Raw genomic sequence first — 26,810 nt, 5'->3', positions numbered from 1 at the left:
GTTTGACCAGGACTTTGCGCGCCTGCCCTGACATCCCACATGAAGCCGCGGGGACGCGGTCTGCGTCGGAAGCACGCCCTGTCTGCCCCCCGGGGCGGTCCCTGCGTGCAACTGCCGCTTCCCCCGCGGCATCGCCTGTGCGACGGCAGCGTGACAGGATCTGCCCCGCCCTCGCCCAGGACAACAGCCCGAACCCGGTCATGTGGACCCGAGAGATCCCCTTCATCGATCCCGTCGCGGCGGCGGCCCGGCTGCGCGCCCTGCCCGGGCTCGCCTTCCTCGACAGTGCCATGCGGCACGACTCCCTGGGTCGCCATTCGATCGTGGCCGCCGAGCCGTTCGCACGCTTCCGCTACCGCGACGGGCGGGCGACCCTCGACGGAAATCCGGTGCCGGGCGGTCCCTTCGCGGCTCTGCGGGCGTGCCTCGCGCCGTACCGGATCGAACCGGACGCCGAAGAACCCTTCCCCGGCGGGGCGATCGGCTATCTGGCCTATGACCTCGGGGCATCGCTGGAACGGGTGGCGCCGCCGGCCCGGCGGGCGGGGCTCACCGACGACATCGCCCTGAACTTCTACGACACGGCCCTGGTGATCGATCACGCCGCGGGCACCTGCCGGCTCGTCGCCACGGGGTTCCCGGAGACCGCACCGGCCCAGCGGCAGGCCCGCGCGGAGGCGCGGCTCGCCCGATTCGCCGACCGGCTCGGCGGCGCGGAGATCCCGAGCGCGGCCGCCGCCGGAGCGCCGGAGCCGCTCACATGGCGCTCGAACTTCGACCGACAAACCTATGAAGAGGCTGTCGAAAAGGTCCGCGCCTACATCCGGGCGGGCGACATCTACCAAGCCAACATCGCCCAGCGTTTCACCGCCGATCTCCCGGCCGGCTTCGATCCGTTCGCCCTCTACCGGCGGCTGCGCGCCACCAACCCGGCGACCTTCGGCGCCTATCTGGAGCTGGAGGGCCTGACCGTCGCCTCGTCCTCGCCCGAGCGGTTCATCCGCCTCGACGGCCGTCACGTGGAGACCCGGCCGATCAAGGGCACCGCCCGCCGCGCGGATAACCCCTCGGACGACCCGGCGGCCGACCGGGCGGCGGCCGAGGCGCTCCAGGCCAGCGTGAAGGAGCGGGCCGAGAACGTCATGATCGTCGACCTGCTGCGCAACGATCTGTCCCGGGTCTGCGCGCCGGGCAGCGTCGCCGTGCCGACGCTCTGCGGCCTGGAGACCTACGCCAACGTCCACCATCTGGTGTCGGTGGTGACCGGAGAGCTCCGCGACGGGCTCGACGCCCTCGACCTCCTGGAAGGGACCTTCCCGGGGGGCTCGATCACCGGCGCCCCGAAGATCCGCGCCATGGACATCATCACCGAGATCGAGGGCGACGCCCGGGAACTCTATTGCGGCGCCATCGGCCGGATCGGCTTCGACGGGGCGCTCGATACCGCGATCGCGATCCGCACGGTGTTCATGGACGACCGACAGGCGGTCCTGCAGGCCGGGGGCGGGGTGACCCTGCTGTCGGAGCCCGGCCCGGAATACGACGAGACACTCGCCAAGGCCGCCCGCGTCTTCGAGGCCTTCGCATGATCCTCGTCCTCGACAACTACGATTCCTTCGTCTTCAACGTCGTCCGCTACCTGGAGGAGCTGGGCGAGGAGGTCCGGGTCGTGCGCAACGACGCCCTGGACGTCGCCGGCATCCGGGCGCTGGCCCCCGAGGCCCTGGTGGTCTCGCCCGGCCCCTGCACCCCGGCGGAGGCCGGCATCTCCCTGCCGGCGATCCGGGAGCTGTCGGGGGCGGTGCCGATCCTCGGCGTCTGCCTCGGCCACCAGGCGATCGGCGCGGCCTTCGGCGGCACGGTGGCGCGGGCGCAGCGGCCCCTGCACGGGCAGATGACGCCGATCGCCCATACGGGCGAGCGGCTGTTTTCCGGGCTGCCGGCGCCGATGCCGGTGGGGCGCTACCACTCGCTCGTGGTGACCCCCGGCCCCGAGATGGAGAAGCACCTCTCCGTCGACGCGGTCTCGCAGGAGGGGGAGGTGATGGCCCTGTCGCACCGGACCCACCCGACCTACGGCATCCAGTTCCACCCGGAATCGGTCCTGACCGAGGGCGGCCACGCCCTGTTCGCCAATTTTCTGGGGCTGGCCCGGGCCTGGCGGGAGGGACAGCGCGATGCTGTGGCGTGACGGCGCCCTCGTCGCGGGGACGACCGCGCCGCTGGACCTCACCGACCGCGGCCTGACGCTGGGCGACGGCCTGTTCGACACGGCGCTGGCGCTGGGCGGCCGGGTCGCCTTCGCGGAGGCCCACATCGCCCGGCTCGTGACCTCCGCGGACGCGCTGGGGATCCCCGCCGCGCCGGACCGGATCCGGGAGGCCATGCGGGCGCTGGCCGGCGCGAGGAGCAGGACCGGGGAGCGGCTCGCGATCCGCACCACCCTCACCCGCGGTTCCGGCCCACGCGGCCTGAAGCCGCCGGAGGATCCGAGCCCGACCCTGTTCGCCACCGCGGCGCCGAGCGCCCGCAGCGCGGCCTTCGCGCCCCTGCGCCTGTGGCCGACTTCGATCGCCCGCAACGACACGTCCCCGGCCGCCCGGCTGAAGACCTTGGGCTACGGCGACGCGGTGCTGGCCGCCCGCGACGCCGCCGCGGCGGGGTTCGACGAGGCGCTGTTCTGCAACACCCGGGGACGCGTCGCATGCGCGGGCACCGGCAACCTGTTCGGCCTGTTCGGGGAGATCCTGGTGACGCCGCCGCTGACCGACGGCGTCCTCGCCGGGATCGTGCGGGCGGAGATCCTGGCGCTCGCCGCCGGATGCGGGCTCCGGGCGGAGGAGCGGTCGCTGAGCCTGCCCGACCTGATGGGCGCCGAGGCCGTGTTCCTGACCAATTCCCTGCGGCTCCTCGCCCCCGTGACGGCGGTGGGCGAGACGGCCTTCGCCAGCCTCGGGCACCCGGCGGTTGTCCGCCTCAGGGCGGCGCTCCGCGAGTCGGTGGCCCGCGCCTGCGGGGTGACGGAGGAGTCCGTCGCGTGACCGGGCAAGCGGTCGAGACGGGCCGCCGCCGGCTCCGCTACGGGCTCGCGGCCCTCTACGCCTTCATCGGGGTGGTGCATCTCGTGGCGACCGACGCGATGCTGCCGCTGATGCCCGACTGGGTGCCGCAGCCGCGGCTCGTCATCCTGGCGACCGGCCTGTGCGAGATCGCCGGCGCCGTCGGCCTGCTGACGGGCCGGTTCCGCCGGGCGGCCGCGCTCGGCCTCGCCCTCTACGCGGTCTGCGTCTACCCGGCGAACCTCAAGCACGCCTTCGACCACGTCGCCATCGCCGGCATCCCGGATTCCTGGTGGTACCACGGCCCGCGCCTGGCGTTTCAGCCGGTCTTCGTCTGGGCGGCGCTCTGGGCCGGCGGGCTGATCGACTGGCCGTTCGTCGGGGACCGCGGATCCGCCGGCGGCGCGCCCCGGACCGCCCGCGCTCCGCAGCGCCCGCCGACGCCACCGGGACGGGACGCGCAGGCCCCCATCCGGGATCCCTGATCACAGGATCCCCGGATCCCGGCAGGCCCTGATCACAGGATCCCGGGCGATGGACCGGCCGCCAGGCGGCCCGGAAGACCGCCCCCAGGCCCCGAACGGCGGACGACAGGCCGACGCGTCGCGACCCGGACCCGCCCGTCTCTGCCCGACGCGGTGGGGGGCGCCTTCGAAACCGCCCTCGACTACCTGTGCCCGGATCCGGCCGGAAGACGCGCCCGGACGGGGCGGCCGCCAAAACCCCGAAAGGTTCCTCCACAGGCCGAAGATATCGCCCGGATACAGCCGGCCGGACCGGGGTTCACCGAGGAGGCCGCCGACACCGACGGTGGCCCTTCAACGGAGACAGACCGCCATGGCCAAGCAGAAAACGCTGCAGGACGCCTTCTATGAGACCCTGAAGGACGTCTACTATGCCGAAAAGCAGTCGGTGAAGGCGCTCAAGAAGTCCGCCAAGGCGGCGGAGCACGACGCGTTGCGCCAAGCCTTCGAGACCCATGCGGAGGAGAGCGCCCAGCAGGTGGAGCGCCTGACGCAGGTCTTCGAGATCATCGGCAAGCCGGCCCGGGCCAAGACCTGCGAGGCGATGCAGGGGATCGTCTCCGAGATGGAGGAAGACCTCGACGACTTCGCGGGCAGCCCGGCGGCCGACGCGGTGCTGGCCGCCTGCGCCCAGGCGGTGGAGCATTACGAGATCGCCCGCTACGGCACCCTGAAGACCTGGGCCGCGCAGCTCGGCTACGCGGATGCCGCCAAGCTCCTGGACGAGACCCTGCAGGAGGAGAAGACCACCGACGCGCTGCTCTCCCGGATCGCCGGGACGATCAACGCGGCGGCCGATGCCGGGGAGGGCGAGGCGGAACCGGCGAAGGGCAAGGGCAAGAAGGGCGCCTGATCGCCCACGGGGCCCGGCGCCCCTCGCGGGTGCCGGACAGCGGGGCCGCCCGCCGGCCGGGCCCGGCTCAGTTCGCCTTCTCGATGGCGCTGAGCGGCGTCCAGTAGCAGCGGTCCTGCGCGTCCTTCAGGGCGAGGCAGCCGTAGCTCATCGTCCGGGACTCGAGCCGGACTTCCTCGCCGGGCTTGAAGGACCGGCACTCGCCGCTGGCGAGGCTGCCCTTCAGCAACTGCCCGAACCCGGATTCGTCGCCCGCCATGACCAGCTTGAACAGGCGGTCGGTGACCTCCTGGCTGTGGCAGCCGAACCGCTCCTGGACGACCGTCTCGGCCGCGGCGGGCCGGGACAGGGCGGCGGTGACAGCGAGGGCGGCGAGGACGGGCAGGGCGAAGCGCATGCGCGGAACATATCCGCGGACCGCCCCGTGTCGAGCCCTCGGCGCGCCGGGGAGCCGCGGAGGATCGCCGCGGGTAACCCCGGCGCGGATCGCGGCGCGGTCGATCAGGAACGTGGCACCGCTCGGCCTCGGAACCTGGACGGGGGAGGTTCCTTCAATCCGAGCCGGCGCGTCCGGAGCGGGAATCCCGGCGTCGGCGGTCCGCCGACGCGCGCCCGGAAGCCCCTTGTCGAGAGCGCGGGTGCCTCGCGGGATCAAGCCGCCCCCGGCTGCCGCGAAGGCCGCCGTCGCCGGAGTGCCGGGCGGCGAGGACGGGCAGTGCCGATTTGCCCTACGCGGCGACGGGCCTGACCACGACGTCCTCGGCATAGACGAGGGTTGCCATGACGCCGGACCGGATCCGATCGAATACCGCGTCGAGATCCCCGACGCTCTGCATCAGCACGGCGCACGAGAGGGCGACGATCTGCGGGGTGCGATCCGTCCCTTCGGCGAGGAAGTCGCGGATCGCATCGACGAGGGACGCGGTGGCGTCCGCCTCCGCGGAGGCGCCGAGGACATGCAGGCAATCCTGCCGCAGGGACACGAGATTGCCGTCAACGACCGAGACCCATTGCCGGTCGTGATCGTAGATGAGCCAGCGCACCGATCCCGCCGCCACGGGAGCCAGTCCCGCGAGATAGCGCTGAGCGGCTGCATCATCGAACATGGCGCGGGTTTAACGCCCGGCGGCCGGAACGCCAACGCGTCGGATCACCGTTGCGGAGCCCGGCGGATCCGCCGCGACGAGCCCGCAGATCGGGCCGCGGGCGTTCGAGCGGCGCGGCCTGACAGCGCCGCTCGAACGCGGACAGACGAAGGTCCCGGTCGCGGATCTCGCGAGGCGGTCGCCCGATTCGGATCCGGGCCACGCGCCGCTACGGCCCACCCCCCGCCTCGTCGCGCTTGGCCGCCTGCCACGCCGCCTCCATGGCGGCGAGGTCGGAGCGGCCGAGGGCGCCCCCGGAGGCCGCGAGGTGCCGCGCCATGGCGGCGAAGCGGCGCTCGAACTTGGCGGTCCCGTCGCGCAGGGCGGTCTCCGGGTCGATCCCGGCATGCCGGGCGAGGTTGGCCACCGAGAACAGGAGATCGCCGATCTCCTCGGACAGGGCCTGCGGGTCGCCCGCCGCCAGGGCCTCGGCGACCTCGTCGGTCTCCTCGCGGACCTTGTCGACGACCTGGGCGGCCTCGTCCCAGTCGAAGCCGTAGGCGGCCGCCCGCCGGGAGATCTTCTCCGCCCGGGCGAGGGCCGGCAGCGCCCGGGCGACGCCGCCGAGCGGGTCCGGCGCCGGATCCGGCGCGGCGCCTGTGTCCTGCCGCGCCTCTTGCCGCGCCTCTTGCCGCTCTTCCTGCCGCTCTTTCTGCCGGGCCGCCCGTTCCTGCGCCTTGATCGCCGCCCACTGGGCCTCGACCTGGGCCGGATCGCGCAGGGGCGAGCCGGCGGGCAGGGGCGTGCCGTCCGGGGTGAAGACGTGGGGGTGGCGCCGGACCAGCTTGTCGCCGATGGCGCGGGCCACGTCGTCGAAGGCGAAGGCGCCCTGCTCCTCGGCCATGCGGGCGTGGAACACCACTTGGAGCAGCAGGTCGCCGAGTTCGTCCCGCAGGTCGCGCAGATCCCCCCGCGCCACCGCGTCGGCGACCTCGTAGGCCTCCTCGATCGTGTAGGGCACGATGGTGGCGAAGCTCTGCGCCACGTCCCAGGGGCAGCCGGCGACGGGATCGCGCAGGGTCGCCATCAGGCGCAGGAGCCGGCTCAGAGGCGCCTCCTCCGCAGCACCCGCCGCCTTCGCCCCGCCCGGCCCAGGCCGGCCCGCATCGCGTGTCTCGCTCATGCGGATGGCGTTAGAGCATGGCGCGGCGCAGGGAAATCCGCCCGCCGGCGTGCCCCTCGGGATCGCGATGCAGGTCCGGCCGCGCCAGCGGGCCATCGACGCGCGGGCCCCGGGGGCATCCGACTCCGGCGGCCGTCAGCGCGTCGCCCGGACGCAGAGCGGCTCCCGGGGCAGCGCCAGGGTGAACGACCAGAGGATCCGGCCGGCCGAATCCGTCAGCACCGCGCCCCGGTCAGGAGCATGGGGCTGGCGGTCCGGCCCAGCTCCCGGGCACCACGGATCGCCGCCTCCACGCCGTCCGCCTCCAGGTGGTCGCTGGCGAAGGCGAGGCCGCAGCGGCCGTCCGCATGCTCAAGGGTGTGTCGGAGGCAGAAGGCCGGCATCGCTTGGGCCGCCGCGAGGCGAATCACCGGCCGCCCGGGGCGCGGGCACGAGCCGGGCGCCGACGTGAGCGGTGCCGCCGGTCGGCGCGACTGATCCAGATCAAGCGGAGGCGCATGCGCCGCCGTCCGGCCCGCGCGCCGTGTCGCAGGGTGTCGCAGGCCGCCCGCGCCGGGCCCGCCGCCCGCTGCGGGAGGTCCGCGCGAGGCCGTGCCGGGTCTTGTTCCAGCGCAGCGGGGCGCGGACCAGCTCGATCAGCGCCAGCCACGCGGCCAGGCTGACCAGCAGGAAGTAGACCGGCATCCACGGGACCGACTGGGCGAGGTCCCCCCAGCCGCGCCGGGCGCAGCCGGCGAGGGCGGGCAGGACCAGGGCGGCGAGCCCCGTCCCGAACAGGGTGATGGCGAGCCCGGTGGGCAGGTTGTCCAAGAAGGCGGGCGCGGCCGGGATCTCCAGGACCAGGAAGGACCACGCCGCCGCGACGAGGCAGACCGGGTAGGCGAGCGCCGAGGCCACCGTCCCCGGGACCAGCGCGACGGCGCAGAGCGTCTCCAGGCCGCCGAGGCTGCGTGCGGTGTCGAGGGGGCGCCGCCCGTGGGTGAGGCTGGTCTGGACCAGACCTTTGAGCCAGCGGGTGCGCTGGCCGAGCCAGGGTCCGAGACGGGCGGGGGCCTCCTCGAAGGTGGGGCTGGGCAGGTCGCCGACGGTGTAGCCCGCGAGCGCCAGCCGCAGCCCGAGATCCGCATCCTCGGTGACGTTGTGGGCATCCCAGCCGTGCAGCGCCCGCACCACCGCGGTGCGCAGGTGCATCGAGGTGCCGCCGAGGGGGACCGGCAGGCCGCAGCGGGCGAAGGCCGGGTTCAGCACGTCGAACAGGCCGGCATATTCGAGGGCGAAGACGCGGGCGAGATACGAATCGCCGGCATTGTCGATCACGAGCCGCCCCTGGAGGCAGGCGGTGCGCGCGGGCAGGCGCGCGAACAGGGCGGCCGCCAGCCGCAGCTGTCCGGGATCGGGCACGTCCTCGGCGTCGTAGACCGTGAGCAGGGCGCCGCGGGCCAAAGGCAGCGCGGCGTTGAGCGCCCGGGGCTTGGTGCGCGGGCCGCCCGGGGGCACCGTGATCACCTCGAACCGGGCCGGCAGGGTGTCCCGGGGGAGGGCGGAAGCGGTCTCCGCGTCGTCCGCCTCGAGCAGCAGCTTGATGTCGAGCTTGGCGGCCGGATAATCGAGGGCGGAGAGCGCCCTGAGCAGGTCCGGCACCACCGCCGCCTCGCGGTGGAGGGGGACGAGGACCGTGTAGACCGGCAGGTCGGCCTCGGCGAGGGGCGCCACCGCCTCCGGCTCCACCGGGGCCGCGATGGCGAGGGCCGCGATCCGGAGGGCCGCCATGGCCAGGAACAGGATCTGCCCGGCGATCACCACCGCGCGCGCCAGCGGGGGCGGCAGCGCCGCGCACAGGCAGAGCGCGGCGGTGACCGCGAGGGCGAGGACCAGCAGCCAGCGGAGGGCGGGCTCGGGGGCCGTCGCCCGCTCGGGCGCGCGCCGCCGCAGGTCGTGCGCCGCATGATCCGCCACCTGCTCGGGGATGGCCGCGAACACGGCCTCGCGCAGGCGCGTGGGGCTGGTGATCGCCGGCATGGCGGCGCGGCACGGAGCGCGGCCCGGGGCGTCGAGGAGGTCCGCGATCGCCCGGCCCCGGGGCGCCAGCACCCAGGGCGACACCGATCCCGGCGCCAGCGGCGCGAGACCGGCCACCAGGCTGTCGGGGAAGCGCAGGCCCAGGCCGAACGGGATCGGGCCGTCGAGGTAGGGGGCGCCGAGCGCCCGGGCCAGGGCTTCGTAATAGGCCGATTCGGCGATCAGGCCGGCATTCAGCAGGGCGGTCGCCGCGTCGGTCCCGGCCGCGGCCGCCGCGGCGGCCGCCCGGACCAGCAGCCGGCCGTCGACGCCCTCGGCCAGCAGGAAGGCGATCTCCGACGGCAGGGCCGCCGGCCCCGTGGGCGGGCGCTGGACCGACACGCCGCGCTCCCCCGGTGGCCCCAGGACGTGGTAGAGGAGGAGGGTGAGCCAGTCCCCGCCCCCACGCTCCGAGAGGAGCACCACCCCCTCCCGATCGTCAAGAGGCGATAGGACACGCATCCCATCCCGGTGCATGGCGGCCGTGCTCGCCGCCGCGCTCCTCGCGGCCCCGGCCGCGCCCGCCGGTGCTGCAGCCGGTGCCACCGCCGAGGCCACAGGTGTCACCGCCACCCCCGCCGTCACGGTGCCGGATTTCTGGAACCCGCGCAGCCGGGGCGAGCGGATCGAGGCGCCCCAGACCGGCCGGGCGGTCCGCTTCCTCACGGACGACGAGTTCCCGCCGCTGCACTTCGCCGGCCCCGACGGCAACCCGACGGGCTTCGTGGTCGAGCTCGCCCGCGCCGTCTGCGAGAAGCTGACGATCACCTGCACGGTGCAGGCGCGCCGCTTCGACACCCTGCTCGATGCCCTCGACAGCCGGCAGGGCGACGTGGTCGCGGCCGCCATTCCCCTGACGGCGACGCTGCGGCAGAAATTCCTGGCGACGCGGCCGTATTTCCGCTGGCCGGCGCGGTTCGCCGCCCGGACCGACAAGGGCCTGCCCGTCCCCTCGGCGGCGGCGCTCGCCGGCCGCAGCGTCGGGGTCATCGCCGGCAGCGCCCATGCGGCCTACCTGAAGGCGTTCTTCCCGAAGGCCGTGGCCAAGGACTTCACCGACCTGGCGGCGGCCGAGGGCGCGCTCAAGCGCGGCGAGATCGACTACCTGTTCGCCGACGGCCTGAACCTCGCCCTCTATGTCGGCGGCCAGGACGCGGAGACGTGCTGCGCGCTCATCGGCGGCGACTATCTGGAGAACCGCTATTTCGGGGAGGGGATCGGCCTGATCACCCGCCCGGAGGACGCCGCCCTCTCCCGGGCCCTGGACGACGCGCTCCAGCGGGTCTGGGACGACGGCAAGTACACCGAATTGTACCTGCGGTTCTTCCCCGTGAGCCCGTTCTGACGGACTTCCTTCCTGGGCGATGATGCCGCCGTCGACCGGTTCATGCCGGACGGGGCGGCGGAGCCGGGCGCCGCAGTCTCAGGCCACGAGCTCAGGCCACGAGCGCGGGCGCGCGATGGAACCCCGCATTGCACCGTCAGGCGTTCCGCTCCGATGCGAACCGCTCTAGGGTGCGCGCTCCCAATTCGCGTTCATCCCCGAAGACATGCAAGCCGCCCCCCCAGCCCTGACCCTCGACCCCGACATCATCGAGGCCGCCGCCAACGCCGCCGCCTGGCCCTTCGAGGAGGCGCGCAAGCTCGTGGCGCGGCTGGAGAAATCCGGCAAGACGGAGGTGCTGTTCGAGACCGGCTACGGCCCCTCGGGCCTGCCGCATATCGGCACCTTCGGGGAGGTCGCCCGCACCTCCATGGTGCGCCACGCCTTCCGGGTGCTCACCCGCGACGCGGTGCCGACCCGGCTGATCGCCTTCTCGGACGACATGGACGGGCTGCGCAAGGTTCCGGACAACGTGCCGAACCGCGAGATGCTGGCCGGCCATCTCAACCAGCCGCTCACCCGCGTGCCGGACCCGTTCGGCACCCATGACAGCTTCGGGGCGCACAACAACGCCGAGCTGCGCCGCTTCCTCGACGCCTTCGGGTTCGCCTACGAGTTCCGATCGGCGACCGAATGCTACCGCTCGGGCGTGTTCGACGCGACGCTGCTGCGGGTGCTGGAGCGCTACGACGCCGTCATGGAGATCATGCTGCCGTCCCTGCGGGCCGAGCGCTCGGCGAGCTACTCCCCGTTCCTGCCGCTCCACCCGGTCACCGGCCACGTGATGCAGGTGCCGATCGACGCGGTGAACGCCGGCAGCGGCACCATCGCGTGGCGCGATCCCGCCACGGGCGAGCGCTACGAGACCCCGGTGACCGGCGGCCACGCCAAGCTGCAATGGAAGCCCGACTGGGCGATGCGCTGGGTGGCGCTGGGCGTCGATTACGAGATGGCCGGCAAGGACCTGATCGATTCGGTCAAGCTCTCCGCCAAGATCGCCCGGGCGCTCGGCGGCGAGCCGCCGGAGGGCTTCAACTACGAGCTGTTCCTCGATGAGAAGGGCCAGAAGATCTCGAAGTCGAAGGGCAACGGCCTGACCATCGACGAGTGGCTCAAGTACGGCACGCCGGAATCGCTCGCCCTGTTCATGTACAACAAGCCGCGCGAGGCCAAGCGTCTGTTCTTCGACGTGATCCCCCGGCACGTCGACGAGTATATCGGCTTCCTCGACCGCTATGCCGGCCAGGACGCGAAGCTCCGCCTCGGCAACCCGGTCTGGCACCTGCACGCCGGCACCCCGCCGGAGCCCGAGACGGTCGAGGGCGCGAGCCTGACCTTCGCGATGCTGCTCAACCTCGCCGCGGTGGCCAACACCGAGGATCCGGCGGTGCTGTGGGGCTTCATCCGCCGCTACGCGCCGCAGACCGGGCCGGAGACCCATCCGGGCCTCGACCGGCTGGTCAAGCACGCGCTGAAATACTTCTCGGATTTCGTGCGGCCGGCCAAGACCTACCGGGCGCCGACCCCGGAGGAGCGGGCGGCCCTGGAGGATCTGTCGGAGACCCTCAGGGACCATGCCGGCTCCACCGATCCGGAGGCCCTGCAGGCGGCGGTCTACGAGGTGGGGCGGCGCCACTTCCCCGACACGTCCGGCAAGGCCAAGAGCCCGGACGGGCGGCCCGGCGTGTCGCAGGCGTGGTTCACGAGCCTCTACAACGTGCTGTTCGGCGAGGCGCGCGGACCCCGCTTCGGCTCCTTCGTGGCCCTCTACGGCGTGGCGGAGACCCGGAGCCTGATCGAGGCGGCCCTCTCGGGCGCGCTGGTGGCCGAGCACGAAGCCTTCGTGGCCGGCACGGCCAAGGTCGCGTGAGCAAGGACCGCAGGAGGGCGTGATGGTCGTCGACAGCCTCGCCGCCCTGGAGGCGATCTACACCGCGCCCCCGGCGGCCGCCTCCACCGCCAAGGTGGCGGATTCGGTCACGCCGGACTACGCGGCGCTGATCGAGGCCTCGCCCTTCGCGGTGCTGGCGACGAGCGGCCCGGAAGGGCTCGATTGCAGCCCCCGCGGGGACCAGCCGGGCTTCGTGCGGGTCGCCGATCCGCGCACGCTGATCCTGCCCGACCGGCGCGGCAACAATCGGATCGACTCGCTCCGCAACATCGTGCGCGATCCGCGGGTGGCGCTGCTGTTCCTGATCCCGGGCTCGGGCACGACGCTCCGGGTGAACGGGCGGGCGGTGATCTCGGCCGATCCGGATCTCCTGGCCACGTTCCGGGTCGACGGCCACGCGCCGCGCACCGCAATCGTGATCACGGTCGCGGAGATCTACTTCCAGTGCGCCCGGGCGATCATCCGGGCCAAGCTGTGGGATCCGGATGCCCGCGTCGATCCGGCGAGCCTGCCGACGCCCGGGTCGATCCTCGCGGCGCTCACCGCAGGCGCAGTCGGCGGCCAGCGCTACGACGCGGAATGGCCGGAGCGGGCGGCCAAGACGATGTGGTGAGGGACGAGTCTGGGCGCCGGCCTGTCCGACCCGCTGCCTCATCCTGAGGGGGGTAGACATTTCGGGCACCAGCCGGCGGGCCGCTCCGGGATCCCTCACCCCACCAGAGCGAGATCCTGCGTCTCGGTATCGGGGATGACGTCGACCTCGACCTTGAGGCGCTGCTTGCCCGAGCCGCTGACGATGCCGTCCACGGGGGCCACGTCGCCGTAGTCGCGGCCGCGGGCCACCACGATGTGGTCGTCCTGCACCGGCACGCCGTTGGTCGGGTCGAGGCCGAGCCAGCCGTCCCCGCACCAGACCGCCACCCAGGCATGGCTCGCATCCGCCCCGCGCAGGCGCGGGCGGCCCGGCGGCGGCACGGTGCGCAGGTAGCCGCTGATATAGGCCGCCGGCAGGCCCATGCCGCGCAGAGCCGCGATCATCACGTGGGCGAAATCCTGGCAGACCCCGGCCCGGAGCGCGAAGGATTCGGCGAGCGGCGTGGAGACGGTGGTCGCCTTGGCATCGAAGCGGAAGTCCCGGCCGATCCGCAGCATCAGGTCGTGGGCCGCCCCGTAGGCGCTGCGGCCGGCGGAGAAGCTCGGCCGGGCATAGTCGGTGATCGCGGGCAGCAGCGGCACCCGGCCGCTCGGGAACAGGAAATGCACCGGCGCCCGGCCGGCGAGGTCGCGCCCGGCCACCACGGCGTCGCGGACCCGCTCCCAGGCCATGCCGGATTCCGGCGGCGGCGGGGCCGGGCGCTCGACCCGCACGGTGGAGAGCGCCTCGACGCTGAAGGTGGTGTGCGGCGCCTCCAGGGTGATCGCCACGGCCTCGATCCCGAAATAGTCGCGCCGCATCACCGCGCGGGCCGGGCTCGGGTCGATCGTGACGGCGCTCGCCAGCACGCTCTGGCCCTCGCCCTCCTGCGGCTTGAGCCGCAGGGTGCAGCGGGCGAAGTGCACCGGCCGCCCGTAGCGGTAGGTTGTGCGGTGGCGCAGCGTGTAGATCACGCCAGCCCCGTCAGCTTCTCGGGGCGCAGCGCGTTCGGCCCGGTGGGGAAGTAGCGGGCCGCGATGCCGTCGGCCAGCCGCTCCAGGTCGGTCGCGAGCGCGGTGAGGCGCACGGCGTCGAAATCCGCGGCCTCGCCGCTGCGCAGCTCCGCCAGGATCCGGGTGGCGAGGCGGCAATGGGGCTCGGGGATGCCGTCCGCGGCCAGCGCCGGCAGGTCGGCGAGGTGCCGGGTGATCGCCTCGGCCTGGAAGGCGATCGAGCGCGGGTTGTAGGGATCGAGCAGCACCATGTCGCGGACCGGATCGAGGGCCGCCCCCTGCAGGTAGCGCCGCCCGTAGCTGATCTGCGAATCGCACAGCGACAGCATCACCCCGAGGCAGCCGGGCGTCGCCTCGTCGTTGGCGAAGGCGAGCGCGAAGGCGCCGGTGTTGATCGCCCGCTCGATGCGCCGGCCGAGCTCGATGAAGTGCCAGCCCTCGGCGCGGCTCATGTTCTCGTGGGTGAGGCCGGCGAGCGCCGCGAGCTGGCTCAGGGCCCGCTCGGCGCGGCCGGCGAGCTGCGACTCGGTGAAGGCCCGCTCGGTGTTGAGGGACAGGAACTCGTTCAGGTCGGCCAGCACCCGCCACGCCTCGCCGGACAGGCGGGCGCGGAGCGCGGCGGCGTTGCGGCGGGCCGCGAGGATGTGGGACCGCGCCGAGCCCGGCCGATCGCGCCCGGCGAGCGCCTCCAGGGCGAGGCGGGCGGTGGGCAGGTCGGCCGCGCCGATGGCGCCCCATTCGTGCAGGAGGGCCCGGAGCGCCAGGGCCGCGGGCGTGTCGAGGGCGCCCGAGATGTCGGTCCCGACGGCGTCGCCGACGCTGCGCAGATGGGCGAGCACCAGCCGGATCACCGCCTCGCCGCGCTCCAGGTAGCGTCCGAGCCAGAACAGGCCGTCGGCGGCCCGGGCGGGGAGATGGCCCCCGACCCGCCGCACCCGCGGGGCCGCCTGCGTGCCGATCAGGGGCGCGGCGACCGGCTTCTCGGACAGCACCCAGACATCGGCGGAGCGGATGCCGAGCCGCAGCTCGATCGGGTCGACGTCCTCGCGCTCGGAGACCCGGCAGAAGCCGCCGGGCATGACCTGCCAGCCGAGCGGCGTCCGCGTGGCGAAGACGCGGACCACGAAGGGACGGGGGACCAGGACGAGGCCGTCCGGCCCGCGCTCCCAGCCCGGCATGGTCGAGAGCGGCGCGGCCTCCTGGGCGACGTAGTCGAAGGGCCGGTCGCGCAGGGCGGCGACGACCCGCTCCCGCTCGGCCGCCAGGACCGGGCCCGCGAGGATCGCGTCGCGCCCCGCCCCGCGCTGGGGCGTGGCGGCCGGGCGCAGGGTCAGGCTGTCGAGGTTGGCCTGGGCGTGCGCCAAGCCCTCCAGGTCGCCGCACCACCACGTGCGCGGATGGCCGAGCCTTAGGGGCTCGCCGAGAACGCGCCGGGCGATGCCGTCGAGATAGGGGGCGAGCGCGGCCGACTCGACGAGGCCCGAGCCCGGCATGTTGGTCATCACCAGGGAGCCGTTGCGCAGGGCCTCGAGGATCCCGGGCACGCCGAGCCGCGAAGCCGGATTCAGCTCCAGGGGATCGAGGAAGTCGGAGTCGATCCGCCGCCACAGGGCGTCGGCCCGCTTCAGGCCCGAGACGGTGCGCACGTGCAGGCGGCCGTCCCGCATGACGAGGTCGTCGCCCTCCACCAGCATCAGGCCGAGATAGCGGGCCAGCGCCGCCTGCTCGACATAGGTGCTGCTGTAGGGGCCGGAGGTCAGCAGGCAGATCCGCGGGTCGACGCGCTCGGCCCCCAGCGCCAGACCATCGCGAAAGGCCTGGAAGAAGGCCGGCAGGCGCTCGACGTGGAGGTCCTGGAAGAAGTCCGGGAAGGTCCGGGCCAGGACCATCCGGTTCTCCAGCGCCCAGCCGAGGCCCGAGGGGGCCTGCGTCCGGTCGGCCAGCACCTGCCACCGCCCGTCCGGGCCCCGGCCGAGATCGGCGGCGTAGAGCTTGAGGTAATGGCCGCCGGGGGGCGTGACGCCGTGGAGCGGGTGCAGGAATTCCGGCGTGCCGGCCACGATCGCGGCGGGCAGCAATCCCTCGGCGACCAGCCTTCCATCCCCGTAGACGTCGGCGAGGATCGCCTCCATCAGCTCCGCGCGCTGGACGATCCCGGCGCTGAGGGCCGCCCACTCGGACCCCTCGATCACCAGGGGCAGGCAGCCCAGCGGCCAGGGATGCTCCCGCTGGTCGCCGGCGATGCGGAACGAGATGCCCGCGTCCCGGATGTGCCGCTCCGCCGCGACGAAGCGGGCCATGATCTCCGGCTCGGTGAGGCCGCCGAGACGGTCGAGCAGGCGCGGCCACGCCCCGCGCGGAGCGCCGTCCGGGCCCAGGAACTCGTCCGGCCGGCCGGGGGCGGGGCGGTAGCCCGCGCTCCAGCGGGCGACGCGCTCCCGCGGGCCCTCCGGCCGCTCGGCCCGGCCGCGGCTGCCCGCGAGCGCCGCCTCCATCACGGACCCCCGGTCACTGCGGCTTGCGCATCCACACAGCGTGGACGGCGACGCGGCCGCAGAAGGGAGCGCGGGTCCCCTCTCCCGTGCGGGAGAGGGACAGGGTGAGGGGTCGGGTCTGCCCGAAAGGGGCGCGTCCTGCCGGCGCGCCGACCCTGAAGCCTCTCGTCCCTCACCCCAACCCTCTCCCGCACGGGAGAGGGGGCGCGTCGCGCTCTGTCGTCCGCGTCCGTGTCCGACCCAGATGTGTGGACATCGCGGATCATTGCGGGGCCGGCATCCGCAGGTCGAGGGTGAGGGGGAACTCGGCGCTCGATTCCGGCCGGGGCATGTCGATCCGGCCGGGGGTATGGCCGTGCGGCTGGAACCGGGCGAGGCGGCGCCCCTCCGCCTCGTAGGCGTTCACCGGATGGGTCTCGTAGTTGCGGCCGCCCGGATGGGCGACGTGGTAGCGGCAGCCGCCGAGCGAGCGCCCGTTCCAGGCATCGAGGATGTCGAAGGTGAGCGGCGAGTGGGCCGGGATCGTCGGATGCAGCGAGGAGGCCGGCTGCCACGCCTTGAAGCGCAGGCCCGCCACGGCCTCGCCGCCGCGGCCGGTGCCGGTCATGGGCAGCCGGCGGCCGTTGCAGGCGATGACGTGCCGCTCGGGCACGAAGCCCTCGACCTTGACCTGCAGCCGCTCGACCGAGCTGTCGACGAAGCGCACGGTGCCCCCGCTGGTCCCTTCCTCGCCCATCACGTGCCAGGGCTCCAGCGCCTGGCGCAGCTCCATCCGGACCCCGCCCTGCTCGACCGTGCCGAAGACCGGGAACCGGAACAGGGCCTGCGCCTCGAAGGCGACCGGATCGAAAGCGTACCCCGCCGCCCGGAGATCCTCCAGCACCGAGAGGAAGTCGGACCAGAGGAAATGCGGCAGCATGAACCGATCGTGGAGGTTCGTGCCCCAGCGGACACAGCCGCCGGTCTGCGGCTCCCGCCACAGCCACGCCACGAGGGCGCGCAGGAGCAGCTGCTGCGCGAGGCTCATCCGGGCGTCCGGCGGCATCTCGAAGGCCCGGAACTCCAGCAGGCCGAGGCGCCCGGTGGGCCCGTCCGGCGAGTAGAGCTTGTCGATGCAGATCTCGGCCCGGTGGGTGTTGCCGGTGACGTCCACGAGGATGTTGCGGAACACCCGGTCGACGAGCCAGCGCGGGATGTTGGGCGCGTCGGGGGCGGGGATCTGGGCGAGCGCGATCTCCAGTTCGTAGAGCCCGTCGTGGCGCGCCTCGTCCATGCGGGGGGCCTGGCTCGTCGGGCCGATGTAGAGGCCCGAGAACAGGTACGAGAGCGCCGGGTGGCGCTGCCAGTAGAGCACGAGGCTCTTGAGCAGGTCGGGCCGGCGCAGGAACGGCGAATCGTCCGGCGTGACGCCGCCCATGACCACGTGGTTGCCGCCACCGGTGCCGGTGTGGCGCCCGTCGGTCATGAATTTTTCCGCGCCGAGCCGGGTTTGCCTCGCCTCGGCATACAAGTCGGTGGTGATGGCGACCGCCTCCCGCCAGGAGGCGGCCGGGTGGACGTTCACCTCGATCACGCCCGGATCGGGGGTGACCTTGATCACGCCGATCCGCGGGTCGTAGGGCGGCTCGTAGCCTTCCAGCTGGATCGGCAGGTTCAGCTCGGCGGCGGCCGCCTCCAGGTGGCCGGCGAGTTCGAGATACTCGTCGGCGCGCTGCACCGGCGGCATGAACACCCGCACCACCCCGTCGCGGGGCTCGATCGAGAGCGCCGTGCGCACCGCGACGCCGGTGATCCCTGAACCGTTGACGGTGGTCGCGCCGGGACGCCCGTCGGTGAGGGGCGGGCGCGACTCCAGGGGGTCCTGCGGCTGGTAGTAGGGATAGTGCTCCGGCGGCACGTAGGGCAGGGACGACAGGGGCAGGCGGAAGCCCACCGGCGAGTCGCCCGGCACCAGGAAGGCGGCGCCGCGCCGGAAGTCCCAGGCTTCCGAGATCCAGACCCGGTCGGCATCGCCGTCCCTGCCGGTGGGCAGGCTCGCCAGCGGCAGGACGTAGCCCGCGGCCTCAGCCAAGCCCCGCTCGTAGACCCGCTTGATCCGGGCGTCGAACTCCACGGAGCCGGACCGGGCCGCGGCGGGCGTGACGTTGACCGGCAGTTCGGCGGCCTTCTTCTCCCAGACCTCGCTGTCCTCGAAGGCCGGGATGACGTAGTCGGCGAGGCCGAGGCGGCGGGCCAGCGCGTCGGCGAGGGCCTTGGCCTGCGCGATCGTGGCTTCGCCCGCCTGGCCTGCGGCCGCCTCGGGGGCGATCAGGTCCGGATTCCGCCAGATCGGCTGGCCGTCCTTGCGCCAGTACAGGGCGAAGGCCCAGCGGGGCAGGCTCTCGCCGGGATACCACTTGCCCTGGCCGTAATGCAGCAGCCCCCCCGGGCCGAACCGGTCGCGCAGGCGCCGGATCAGCGTGTCGGCGAGCCCCCGCTTGGTCGGGCCGACCGCGGCGATGTTCCATTCGGGCGATTCGAAATCGTCCACCGAGACGAAGGTCGGCTCGCCGCCCATGGTCAGGCGCACGTCCTGCGCGGCGAGGTCGGCATCGATCCGCTCGCCGAGCGCGTCCATGGACGCCCAGACCGCGTCCGAGAACGGCTTGGTGATCCGCGGCGTCTCGGCGACGCGGGTGATGCTCATTGCGAAGCCGAACTCGGTCTTGGCCGGTTCGACCGCCCCCGAGATCGGCGCGGCCGAGCGGTAATGCGGCGTCGCCGCGAGCGGGATATGGCCCTCGCCGGTGAGCAGACCCGAGGTCGCGTCCATGCCGATCCAGCCGGCGCCCGGCAGGTAGACCTCGGCCCAGGCATGCAGGTCGGTGAAGTCCGACGCGGTGCCGGTGGGGCCGTCGACCGCGACGGTGTCGGGCACGAGCTGGATCAGGTAGCCGGAGACGAACCGGGCGGCGAACCCGATCCGGCGCAGCACCTGCACGAGCAGCCACGCCGAATCCCGGCAGGAGCCGCTCTTGAGGCGCAGGGTCTCGGCGGGCGTCTGGACGCCGGGCTCCATGCGCACGCCGTAGGCGGTCTCCCGGGCGATCTGGGCGTTGAGCGCCACCAGGAACTGCACGGTGCTGGGTTCCGCGGGGAGCCGGGCGAGCAGCGCCGCCATCTCGGGGCCATCCGCATCCACCGGCGCGCGGTAGGGGGCCAGCTCCTCGGCGAGGTCCGGGTCGTACGCGAAAGGGTGGGTCTGGGCGTAATCCTCGACGAAGAAGTCGAACGGGTTGATCACCGCCAGGTCGGCGGTGAGGTCGACCTGGATCTTCAGCTCGTCGGTCTTCTCCGGGAAGACGAGGCGGGCGAGCCAGTTGCCGCTCGGATCCTGCTGCCAGTTCAGGAAGTGGTTGGCGGGCGTCACCGTGAGCGCGTAGGCCGGAACCTTGGTGCGCGCGTGCGGGGCCGGGCGCAGGCGGATCACCTGGGGGCCCAGGCTGATCGGCCGGTCGTAGCGGTAATGCGTGACGTGGTGCAGGGCGGCTTTGATCGACACGATGGCTCCGTCTGAAGGATCGAATCCGGCCTCGGCGCCGGTTCCGGACGTCACGGCGGGTCGACCATCGCCCCCCACCGCGCGGTTATGCGACACGAACCGAGACACAAGCAATTTCCGTGCGGCGGCGCCCAGGCCTCCGAACCTCTGGCCGGAACTTTGCCGCCTGGCCCCGCTTTGACCGGCAGGTGGGCCGGGTGCCGGCCCGGGACCGCGCGATGAAGATCTTCCAGTGCCAGGCCTGCGACCAGCCGGTCACCTTCGAGGCGACCGCCTGCGAGAGCTGTGCGCGGCAGCTGGGCTATACGTGCGTGGTCCACGAGGTCTCGGCCCTGGAGCCGCAGGGGGCCTCGGCGCACCCGCTGATGGGCGGCGCGCAGGTCTTCCACGCCTACGCGGATCCCGGACGGCGCTACCGCCTGTGCAACAACGCCGTTTCGGAGGCCTGCAACTGGCTGGTGCCGGAGGACAGCCCCGACATCTACTGCACCGCCTGCCGCCACAACCGCGTGGTGCCGGACCTGTCGCAGACCTGGAACCTCACCCGCTGGCGCCAGATCGAGGCCGCCAAGCGCAGGCTGTTCTATTCGCTGCTGCGCCTGGACCTGCCGCTCGCCACCCGCGCCCAGTACACGGACGGGCTGGCCTTCGACTTCCTGGCCGATCCGTCCGAGAGCTTCTCCGGCGGAATGCCGGTGCTGACGGGGCACATCAACGGCCTGATCACCATGAACATCGCCGAGGCCGACGATGTCGAGCGGGAGCGCCGCCGGATCCTGTTCGGCGAGCATTACCGCACCCTGCTCGGCCATTTCCGGCACGAGATCGGACATTACTTCTGGTACCTGCTGGTGATGAACAGCCCCACCATGGGGGCCTTCCGGGCGCTGTTCGGCGACGAGCGCCTGAACTACGTCCAGGCGCTGCAGAACCATTACGCGCGGGGCGCGCCCGCCGACTGGGACGAGGCCTACGTGTCGGCCTACGCCACGGCGCATCCCTGGGAGGACTTCGCCGAGACCTTCGCGCATTACCTGCACATCGTCGACACGGTGGAGACCGCCTCGACCTTCGAGCTGCACGTGCGCCCGCGCCTGCGCCACGGGCAGGCGGCACCGACCGTGATCGACTTCGACCCCTACAACACCCAGGATCTCGACCGGCTGATTGCGGCGTGGCTGCCGCTGACCTACGCGATCAATTCGCTCTCCCACAGCATGGGCCAGCCGGCGCTCTACCCGTTCAAGCTGACGCCGACGGTGATCGCCAAGCTCGCCTTCGTGCACGAGCGGATCTACGCCTCCCGCACCGGCATCCTGCCGGATGCCGGCGAGGCGGGCGCCGAGATGCTCCGGGCGGTGATCCTGGGCCTGCGCCAGAAGGTGCCTGCGCCGACGGTGTGAGGGCAGGGCGGACGGACGGGCGCCTCACGCCCCCCCGTGACGTTCCGCGAAGGCGCGGAACGCCGCCAGGGTCTCGGCGCTGACATGGTGCTCGATCCCCTCCGCGTCCCGCCGGGCGGTCTCGGGGCTCACCCCCAGCGCGCACAGGAAGCGTTCGACGATCCGGTGGCGCTCCCGCGCCTGGGCGGCGAGCCGGCGGCCGGCCTCGGTCAGGAACACGCCGCGATAGGGCCGCTGCTGGACGAACCCGTCCTCGCACAGACGCTTGAGCATCTTGGCGACGGTGGGCTGCGCCACGCCGAGGCGGGCCGCGATGTCCACTTGGCGCGCCTCGCCGCCGTCGCCGATCAGGTCGTCGATCAGCTCGACGTAATCCTCGACCAGCTCGGACCGCCGCGCCTCGCGGGCCTGCCGGAAGCTCTCCACGTGCCGCTCGGGATCGACCAGCGCGGTCTCGGGCGAGCCCGGCTCGGACGGTTCCTGCATCGGCTCTCCCTCTCGGCACGCACACGCCGCCCCGCCCCTGTCTAGCAAAAACCGGCGGCCGGAGGGGAGTCCCACGCGGCGCGCGGAAAACCCCTTGAATCCCGCGGCCGCAGCCCTGAATATAGCCCGAGCTATATCTTTGAGGAGAGGGTGAGCATGGTGGCGCCGAACGCCGGGACGGCCCCCGGGGGCGCCCCGCCCGGGGCGATGAGCCGGCGGACGGAGAGCGCCATCCGCGACGTCCTCGAAGGGCGGGCGGGTGGACGGGGCCGGTTCCTGCTGTTCGCGGGTCCGGCCGTGACGGCGTCGATCGCCTACATGGACCCCGGCAACTTCGCCACCAACATCCAGGCCGGCGCCCGCTACGGCTACGGGCTGCTCTGGGTGGTGCTGCTCGCCAACTTCACGGCGATGCTGTTCCAGGCCCTGTCGGCCAAGCTCGGCATCGTGACCGGCAAGAACCTCGCCGAGCATTGCCGGGACGCGACGTCGCGGCCGGTGCGCCTCACCCTGTGGGGCATCAGCGAGGTCGCCGCGATGGCCACCGACCTCGCGGAGTTCCTCGGCGGCGCCATCGGCCTGTCGCTGCTCACCGGCATGCCGCTGATGGCCGGGATGGCGATCACCGCGATCGTCACCTACGCGATCCTGCTCCTGGAGCACGAGGGCTTCCGGCCCCTGGAGATCGCCATCGGGGCGATGGTCGGCACGATCGGCCTCTGCTACGCGATCGAGCTGCTGATCGCCCCGGTGGCCTGGGGCGAGGCCGCGAAGGGCCTCGTCACCCCGCGGATCCCGGACGCGGAGGCGCTCACCATCGCGGTGGGGATCATCGGCGCCACCGTGATGCCGCACGCCCTGTTCCTGCATTCCGGCCTGACCCAGGGGCGCGGCAGCCCGCGGAACGAGGCCGACCGGCGCCTTCTGGTGCGCTACTCCAACCGCGAGGTGGTGGTGGCGCTGCTGCTCGCGGGCCTCGTCAACATGGCGATGGTGATCATGGCGGCGGCGGCTTTCCATGCCGGCCACAGCGGGGTCGCCGAGATCGGCGAGGCCTACCGGACCCTGACGCCGCTGCTCGGCCCCGCGGCCGGGGCGGCCTTCCTGGTGTCGCTGCTCGCCTCCGGGATCTCCTCCTCGGTGGTGGGGACGCTCGCCGGCCAGCTGGTGATGCAGGGCTTCACCGGCTGGCGCATCCCGCTCCTCGTGCGCCGGCTCGTGACCATGCTGCCCGCCTTCGTGGTGGTGGCGATCGGCGTCGATCCGACCCGGGCGCTGGTCCTGTCCCAGGTGGTGCTGTCGCTGGCCCTGCCGGTGCCGATGGTGGCGCTGGTGGTGTTCACCCGCCGCCGGAGCGTGATGGGTCCCTTCGCCAACGGGCCGCTCACCCAGGCGGCGGCCGTCGCGGGGGCGGCCGTGGTGCTCGCCCTCAACATGGTCCTGCTGGCGGCGGCCTTCGGGATACCGGTGCCGGGGCTAGGGTAAGCCCACGAGGCGGCCGGTCGATGTGATCGGCCGGCCCAGTTTTGCTCCTAGAACAGCGCGACGAGGGCGACGCCGGCGATCATCAGCACGCCGCCGAGGATGCGCCAGAGACTGGCGGGGTGGCGCTCGAAGCCGACCCACCCGAAATTGTCCAGCACGATCGATGTGGCGACCCCGGCCGTGACGAGGAGGCCCAGGAACGGGGCGGCCCCGATCTGGCGGGCCACGACGAACTGCGCCAGAATGATGCCTCCGCCCAGGACCCCGCCGAACCACGCCCACCAGGGCATCCCGAGGGCTTGCGCGGCCGTCGGCCAGGCGAGCCTCCCGGTGATGAGCCCCACCGCGAGGATGCAACTCGCGGTCCCGGCGGCAACCACGAGGCCGGCGACCAGCGATTCGGCCAGCCCCTTCGACAGCGTTCCGTTCTGTCCGGCCTGGACGGCGTTGGCCACGCCGGCCAGCAGCGCGAAACCGTAGAGGTACCACATGGCTGAGATCCCGCCCGGTCAAACCGATCCCTAGGGCAGCCCGGTCCGGACGTCCGTGTTCCTCGGCAGCCTCTGTGTCCGAACGCCGCGACGGCCCTCAGGCCGCGCCCCTCGGAGGCCGGCGGAGGGGCGGCCCCTCACGTCGCCCGCACCACCACCTCCACGAGGTTGGTCCCTCCCGACCGGATCCCGGCCTCGATCGCCGGGGCGATGTCGGCGGCCCGGGTCACGCGCTGCGCGGGGACCCCCATCGAGGCGGCCAGGGCCGGAAAATCGATGCGCGGGTCGGTGAGGTCCATGGCGATGAAGCGGTTGGCCCGCACCGAGGCGTAGTGCGCCTGGCCCTTCATGAAGGTCTTGAGGATGTTGTACTCGGCGTTGTTGATCACCACGAAGGTGACCGGAAGTTTTTCGTGCGCGGCGGTCCAGAGGGCCTGGGGCGAGTACATCGCGGCCCCGTCACCCACGACGCAGACCACGGGCGCCCGGTCGAGCCCCAAGGAAAACCCCACCGCGGCCGGCATGCCCCAGCCGAGGACGCCGCCGCGCATCGCCGCGTATTGATGGGCCGACGGGCTGTCGAGGAAGGTGCGCAGGTGGGTGAGCGTCGCGGGCGCCTCGTCCACGATGGTGGTCTCGGCCCCGACCGCGCGGGCCACCTCCCGGGCGGCCACTAGGGGCGCGATCACCGGATCCTCGAAGGCCGCATCCGCCGCGGCGGCGAGCGTCGCCCGCCGCTCGGCCCGGGCGGTCACCGCCTGGGCGCGCAGCTGCGCGAAGGCCTCGGCCCGGTCGGCGAGGCGGGGGCGGAGCAGCGGCAGCAGGGCGTCCAGCGAGGCGCGGATGTCGCCCACGGTCGAGAGGCTCGTGGCATAGGTGCGCCCGAGGTCGCGCACGTCGGCCGAGAGCTGGAAGACCTGCACCCCCGGCGGCACCGCCGAGACCTCCGAGTAGAGCACGGTGATCAGCGACTTGCCGCCCAGCGCGAACACCGCGTCGTAGCGCCCGAGGATGGCGGCGATGGCGTCGGCCCGGGTCGGCAGGTTCCCGGCCCAGAGCGGGTGCGCGGTGGGAAAGGGGATGTGGGCCGGCCAGGACGAGCCGTAGACCGGCGCCGCCAGCAGGTCGGCGAGCGCGACCATCTGGGCCGAGGCGTCCGAGGCGTCGATCTCGTCGCCGGCGATCAGGGCGAGGCGGCCGGGCGCGATGGCGGCGAGCTTGTCCGCCAGCCGGTCGAGGGAACCCGCCACCGCCCGCTGGTCGATGGTCGAGGTCTCGCCCGCCGGTACGGCGCTCATCGCCTCCATCACGTCCATGGGCAGGGACAGGAAGACCGGGCCGGACGGGGCGGCGGCGGCATCGTGGAAGGCCCGGCGCAGCAGGATCGGGATCTGGTCCGGGCTCGTCACCTCCCGGGCCCACTTCATCACCGGGTCGGCGATGGCCACGAGGTCGCCCATCAGCAGCGGGTCGGTCAGCGCGTGGCGGAGATCCTGCTGCCCGGCGGTGACCACCAGCGGCGTGCCGGAGACCTGGGAATTCACGAGCCCGCCCATGGCGTGGCCGAGGCCGCCCGCCGTGTGCAGGTTGAGGAAGGCGGGCCGCCGGGCGCCCTGCGCGTAGCCGTCCGCCATCGCCACCGCGGTCGCCTCCTGCAGGGCGAGGATGTAGGCGATGTCCGGCGCCTCGGTGAGCGCGTCGATGAGCGGCAATTCGGTGGTGCCGGGATTGCCAAAGATGTAGCGCACCCCCTCCGAGCGCAGCACCTCCACCAGGAGGTCGGCGCCCCGGCGCCGGCCGGCGGTCTCCACGGTCTCGATCGACATGCCCTGTCCTCTCCGGCGGAATCAGCGGGAGGCTAAACCATGGGCGGGCCGGGGCAATGCCGCGGCTCCGCCCGCATCCCGAGAGCCGACCGAGAGCCGAACCGTCACGCCGAGCGTGAAGAGGGGGCCGGAAGAGGGGGCCGGCGCCCGATGCGGCCCCCTTGCGGACGGCGTGCGGCGGGCCGCAACCGATCGGCAGCCTTTCTGGCGTAACCTGCCGTGGCCGGGATGCTCCCGCCCCCTCAGGCGCAGGCCTGAAGGTCCATGCCACCGACCAGGACGACACCCATGCGGATCGCGGCTCCCCTTGCGCTCCTGGCCACGCTGGGCCTCCCCGCCATCGCGCAGGCGCAAGGCTTGGAGCGCGGCGCCCAGGAGGGCGCCTCGCGCGGCGAGGAGATGGCGGGCCCCCTCGGGGCGATCGTCGGCGGCGCGATCGGTGCCGCCGTGGGCACGGCCAACGGCATCCTCGGCGTCGACCGGCGGGAGCGCTTCCGCATCTACGCCCTCGGCGAGCGCCGCCCGTCCGTCGCCCTCGCGGGCCCCGTTCGGGTCGGAACCGTGCTACCGGAGGAGGGCGTCGTGTATTACGATGTCCCGCGCGAGTTCGCTTTGCCGGAGTACAGCTACACGATCGTCAACGGCCATCCGGTGCTCGTCGAGCCGCGCACGCGCCGCATCGTGGAGGTGATCGACTGACGGTTCCCTCCCGGTGGGCGCGGCTGGCGCGGCTGAGGGTCGGCGAGATGGCGCGGGCGATCCGCTGCGGAGGACACAGGTGGCCCAGACCGCGATCCTGTCGGCGCCCCCGGTGACGGGATGAGCGCGCGCAACACCGCAGAGGCCGATCGGAGACACTGGTTCTACGACAACCGGCTCCTGGTCTGCGCGTTCTGTCTGCTCGCGTTCGTGGTCATCTTCTGGCAGGTGAGCCGGTTCGAAGGCTTCCAGCCCATCTTCACCTGCGCCCGGGATCAGGACGTCGATCGCGGGCTGCTCTCCGCCGGGATGCGGGCGTGCATGAGCGACGCGACCTCGCAGGCCGCCCAGGCCCGCTGCATGCACGTCGTCTACGTGCTGGCCTGCACGGAGGAGCGCTGGCGCTGACGCCGCCGCGTCAGGGCGCGCCAAACGCCACGACAGCCCCAGGCCGAGCGCCAGGGACGCCGCGGGCCCGGGGGCATCGGCGAGACGGATCGCCGTGCGGGCGACGCGGTTGCGCAGGCGCCGGGCCCGCCAGAGGGCGCCGGTCTCCACCGCGAGGCCGCGGGCGTAGAGGCTGGCGCGCAGGCTGCGGGCGTCGCAGGCCGGCGGCCTCGACGGCGTCGCCGATCACCACCGGCCCGTCGCGCCTCATGACCGGACGGAACGGCGGCCCCATCGGAAACCCTATGCGGAT

Annotated in this window: 23 protein-coding genes; 12 read left to right on the top strand and 11 right to left on the bottom strand. The window is 73.2% G+C overall.

Translation table 11 applies throughout. The annotated features are described in order from the left end of the window. Positions 1–200: 200 nt before the first annotated feature. The 5 genes from pabB to GGQ91_RS13010 all read left to right on the top strand — a co-directional run bounded on the left by pabB (position 201) and on the right by GGQ91_RS13010 (position 4,436). Complete coding sequence (gene pabB, locus GGQ91_RS13030) at positions 201–1,589, top strand: aminodeoxychorismate synthase component I (protein ID WP_043379677.1); 1,389 nt, start codon at positions 201–203, stop codon at positions 1,587–1,589. Further along, positions 1,586–2,191, top strand: a complete 606-nt coding sequence (locus tag GGQ91_RS13025) for an anthranilate synthase component II (RefSeq protein ID WP_043379680.1) — start codon at positions 1,586–1,588, stop codon at positions 2,189–2,191. Before pabB ends, GGQ91_RS13025 begins: the two co-directional genes overlap by 4 nt. Beyond that, on the top strand, positions 2,178–3,041 hold the full coding sequence (locus tag GGQ91_RS13020; RefSeq protein WP_182592169.1) for an aminotransferase class IV: 864 nt from the start codon (positions 2,178–2,180) through the stop codon (positions 3,039–3,041). The genes GGQ91_RS13025 and GGQ91_RS13020 overlap by 14 nt, the downstream gene beginning before the upstream one ends. After that, positions 3,038–3,544 (top strand): DoxX family protein, encoded by a 507-nt coding sequence (locus GGQ91_RS13015; protein ID WP_182592168.1) that lies wholly within the window; start codon positions 3,038–3,040, stop codon positions 3,542–3,544. The genes GGQ91_RS13020 and GGQ91_RS13015 overlap by 4 nt, the downstream gene beginning before the upstream one ends. Positions 3,545–3,896: 352 nt before the next feature. Beyond that, positions 3,897–4,436 (top strand): YciE/YciF ferroxidase family protein, encoded by a 540-nt coding sequence (locus GGQ91_RS13010; RefSeq protein ID WP_043756791.1) that lies wholly within the window; start codon positions 3,897–3,899, stop codon positions 4,434–4,436. A gap of 67 nt (positions 4,437–4,503) precedes the next feature. On the opposite strand, the gene GGQ91_RS13005 is transcribed toward GGQ91_RS13010, so the two are convergent. The 5 genes from GGQ91_RS13005 to GGQ91_RS12985 form a co-directional block, all read right to left on the bottom strand. Further along, positions 4,504–4,833 (bottom strand): hypothetical protein, encoded by a 330-nt coding sequence (locus GGQ91_RS13005; RefSeq protein ID WP_043355615.1) that lies wholly within the window; start codon positions 4,831–4,833, stop codon positions 4,504–4,506. Between the two features lie 331 nt (positions 4,834–5,164). After that, positions 5,165–5,542 (bottom strand): hypothetical protein, encoded by a 378-nt coding sequence (locus tag GGQ91_RS13000; protein ID WP_043379694.1) that lies wholly within the window; start codon positions 5,540–5,542, stop codon positions 5,165–5,167. Positions 5,543–5,750: 208 nt separating this feature from the next. Next, positions 5,751–6,704: a nucleoside triphosphate pyrophosphohydrolase gene (gene mazG, locus GGQ91_RS12995; RefSeq protein WP_182592167.1), complete on the bottom strand. Its 954-nt coding sequence runs from the start codon at positions 6,702–6,704 to the stop codon at positions 5,751–5,753. Positions 6,705–6,919: 215 nt separating this feature from the next. Next, on the bottom strand, positions 6,920–7,087 hold the full coding sequence (locus GGQ91_RS12990) for a hypothetical protein (protein WP_236952917.1): 168 nt from the start codon (positions 7,085–7,087) through the stop codon (positions 6,920–6,922). A 100-nt stretch (positions 7,088–7,187) separates the two neighbouring features. Further along, on the bottom strand, positions 7,188–9,188 hold the full coding sequence (locus GGQ91_RS12985) for a glycosyltransferase family 2 protein (protein WP_343066787.1): 2,001 nt from the start codon (positions 9,186–9,188) through the stop codon (positions 7,188–7,190). Between the two features lie 49 nt (positions 9,189–9,237). Here GGQ91_RS12985 and GGQ91_RS12980 point away from each other — a divergent pair, with 49 nt between their 5' ends. The 3 genes from GGQ91_RS12980 (at position 9,238) to GGQ91_RS12970 (ending at position 12,650) form a co-directional block, all read left to right on the top strand. After that, complete coding sequence (locus GGQ91_RS12980; RefSeq protein WP_210274695.1) at positions 9,238–10,107, top strand: transporter substrate-binding domain-containing protein; 870 nt, start codon at positions 9,238–9,240, stop codon at positions 10,105–10,107. A gap of 205 nt (positions 10,108–10,312) precedes the next feature. After that, complete coding sequence (locus tag GGQ91_RS12975; RefSeq protein ID WP_043756775.1) at positions 10,313–12,016, top strand: lysine--tRNA ligase; 1,704 nt, start codon at positions 10,313–10,315, stop codon at positions 12,014–12,016. Positions 12,017–12,038: 22 nt separating this feature from the next. Next, complete coding sequence (locus tag GGQ91_RS12970; protein ID WP_043379707.1) at positions 12,039–12,650, top strand: pyridoxamine 5'-phosphate oxidase family protein; 612 nt, start codon at positions 12,039–12,041, stop codon at positions 12,648–12,650. Positions 12,651–12,745: 95 nt separating this feature from the next. Here the strand turns inward: GGQ91_RS12970 and GGQ91_RS12965 are convergent, their stop codons facing one another. From GGQ91_RS12965 to GGQ91_RS12955, 3 genes are all read right to left on the bottom strand, one after another. Further along, positions 12,746–13,645 (bottom strand): transglutaminase family protein, encoded by a 900-nt coding sequence (locus tag GGQ91_RS12965; protein ID WP_043357963.1) that lies wholly within the window; start codon positions 13,643–13,645, stop codon positions 12,746–12,748. After that, a complete protein-coding gene (locus GGQ91_RS12960; protein ID WP_043357961.1) occupies positions 13,642–16,179 on the bottom strand; it encodes a circularly permuted type 2 ATP-grasp protein in 2,538 nt (845 codons plus the stop codon). The genes GGQ91_RS12965 and GGQ91_RS12960 overlap by 4 nt, the downstream gene beginning before the upstream one ends. 262 nt (positions 16,180–16,441) lie before the next feature. Beyond that, a complete protein-coding gene (locus GGQ91_RS12955; RefSeq protein WP_053608326.1) occupies positions 16,442–19,720 on the bottom strand; it encodes a transglutaminase family protein in 3,279 nt (1,092 codons plus the stop codon). A 218-nt stretch (positions 19,721–19,938) separates the two neighbouring features. Here GGQ91_RS12955 and GGQ91_RS12950 point away from each other — a divergent pair, with 218 nt between their 5' ends. Further along, on the top strand, positions 19,939–21,123 hold the full coding sequence (locus GGQ91_RS12950; RefSeq protein WP_043379837.1) for a zinc-binding metallopeptidase family protein: 1,185 nt from the start codon (positions 19,939–19,941) through the stop codon (positions 21,121–21,123). A gap of 24 nt (positions 21,124–21,147) precedes the next feature. On the opposite strand, the gene mntR is transcribed toward GGQ91_RS12950, so the two are convergent. After that, complete coding sequence (mntR, locus tag GGQ91_RS12945; RefSeq protein ID WP_020093314.1) at positions 21,148–21,609, bottom strand: manganese-binding transcriptional regulator MntR; 462 nt, start codon at positions 21,607–21,609, stop codon at positions 21,148–21,150. A gap of 156 nt (positions 21,610–21,765) precedes the next feature. Between mntR and GGQ91_RS12940 the strand changes: the two genes are divergently transcribed. Continuing rightward, positions 21,766–23,094 carry an Nramp family divalent metal transporter gene (locus GGQ91_RS12940; RefSeq protein WP_043357949.1) on the top strand — a complete coding sequence of 443 codons (1,329 nt, stop codon included), beginning with the start codon at positions 21,766–21,768 and terminating at the stop codon, positions 23,092–23,094. Positions 23,095–23,141: 47 nt separating this feature from the next. Here GGQ91_RS12940 and GGQ91_RS12935 read toward each other — a convergent pair whose 3' ends face one another. Continuing rightward, positions 23,142–23,585, bottom strand: coding sequence for a DMT family transporter (locus GGQ91_RS12935; RefSeq protein ID WP_182592166.1), 444 nt, complete (start codon positions 23,583–23,585; stop codon positions 23,142–23,144). Between the two features lie 137 nt (positions 23,586–23,722). Next, the gene (locus GGQ91_RS12930; protein ID WP_043756766.1) at positions 23,723–25,411 is read right to left on the bottom strand and encodes a thiamine pyrophosphate-binding protein; all 1,689 of its coding nucleotides are present in this window, start codon (positions 25,409–25,411) and stop codon (positions 23,723–23,725) included. 288 nt (positions 25,412–25,699) lie between these two features. On the opposite strand from GGQ91_RS12930, the gene GGQ91_RS12925 reads away from it, so the two are divergent. Then, positions 25,700–26,110: a DUF1236 domain-containing protein gene (locus GGQ91_RS12925; protein ID WP_043356963.1), complete on the top strand. Its 411-nt coding sequence runs from the start codon at positions 25,700–25,702 to the stop codon at positions 26,108–26,110. A 120-nt stretch (positions 26,111–26,230) separates the two neighbouring features. Then, positions 26,231–26,518, top strand: coding sequence for a hypothetical protein (locus GGQ91_RS12920; protein ID WP_043356965.1), 288 nt, complete (start codon positions 26,231–26,233; stop codon positions 26,516–26,518). Positions 26,519–26,810: the final 292 nt, after the last annotated feature.

The sequence above is a fragment of the Methylobacterium fujisawaense genome (assembly GCF_014138435.1).
Lineage (GTDB): Bacteria > Pseudomonadota > Alphaproteobacteria > Rhizobiales > Beijerinckiaceae > Methylobacterium > Methylobacterium fujisawaense.
The sequence above is the reverse complement of the archived record's forward strand: the minus strand, read 5'-3'. Positions and strand labels throughout refer to the sequence as shown.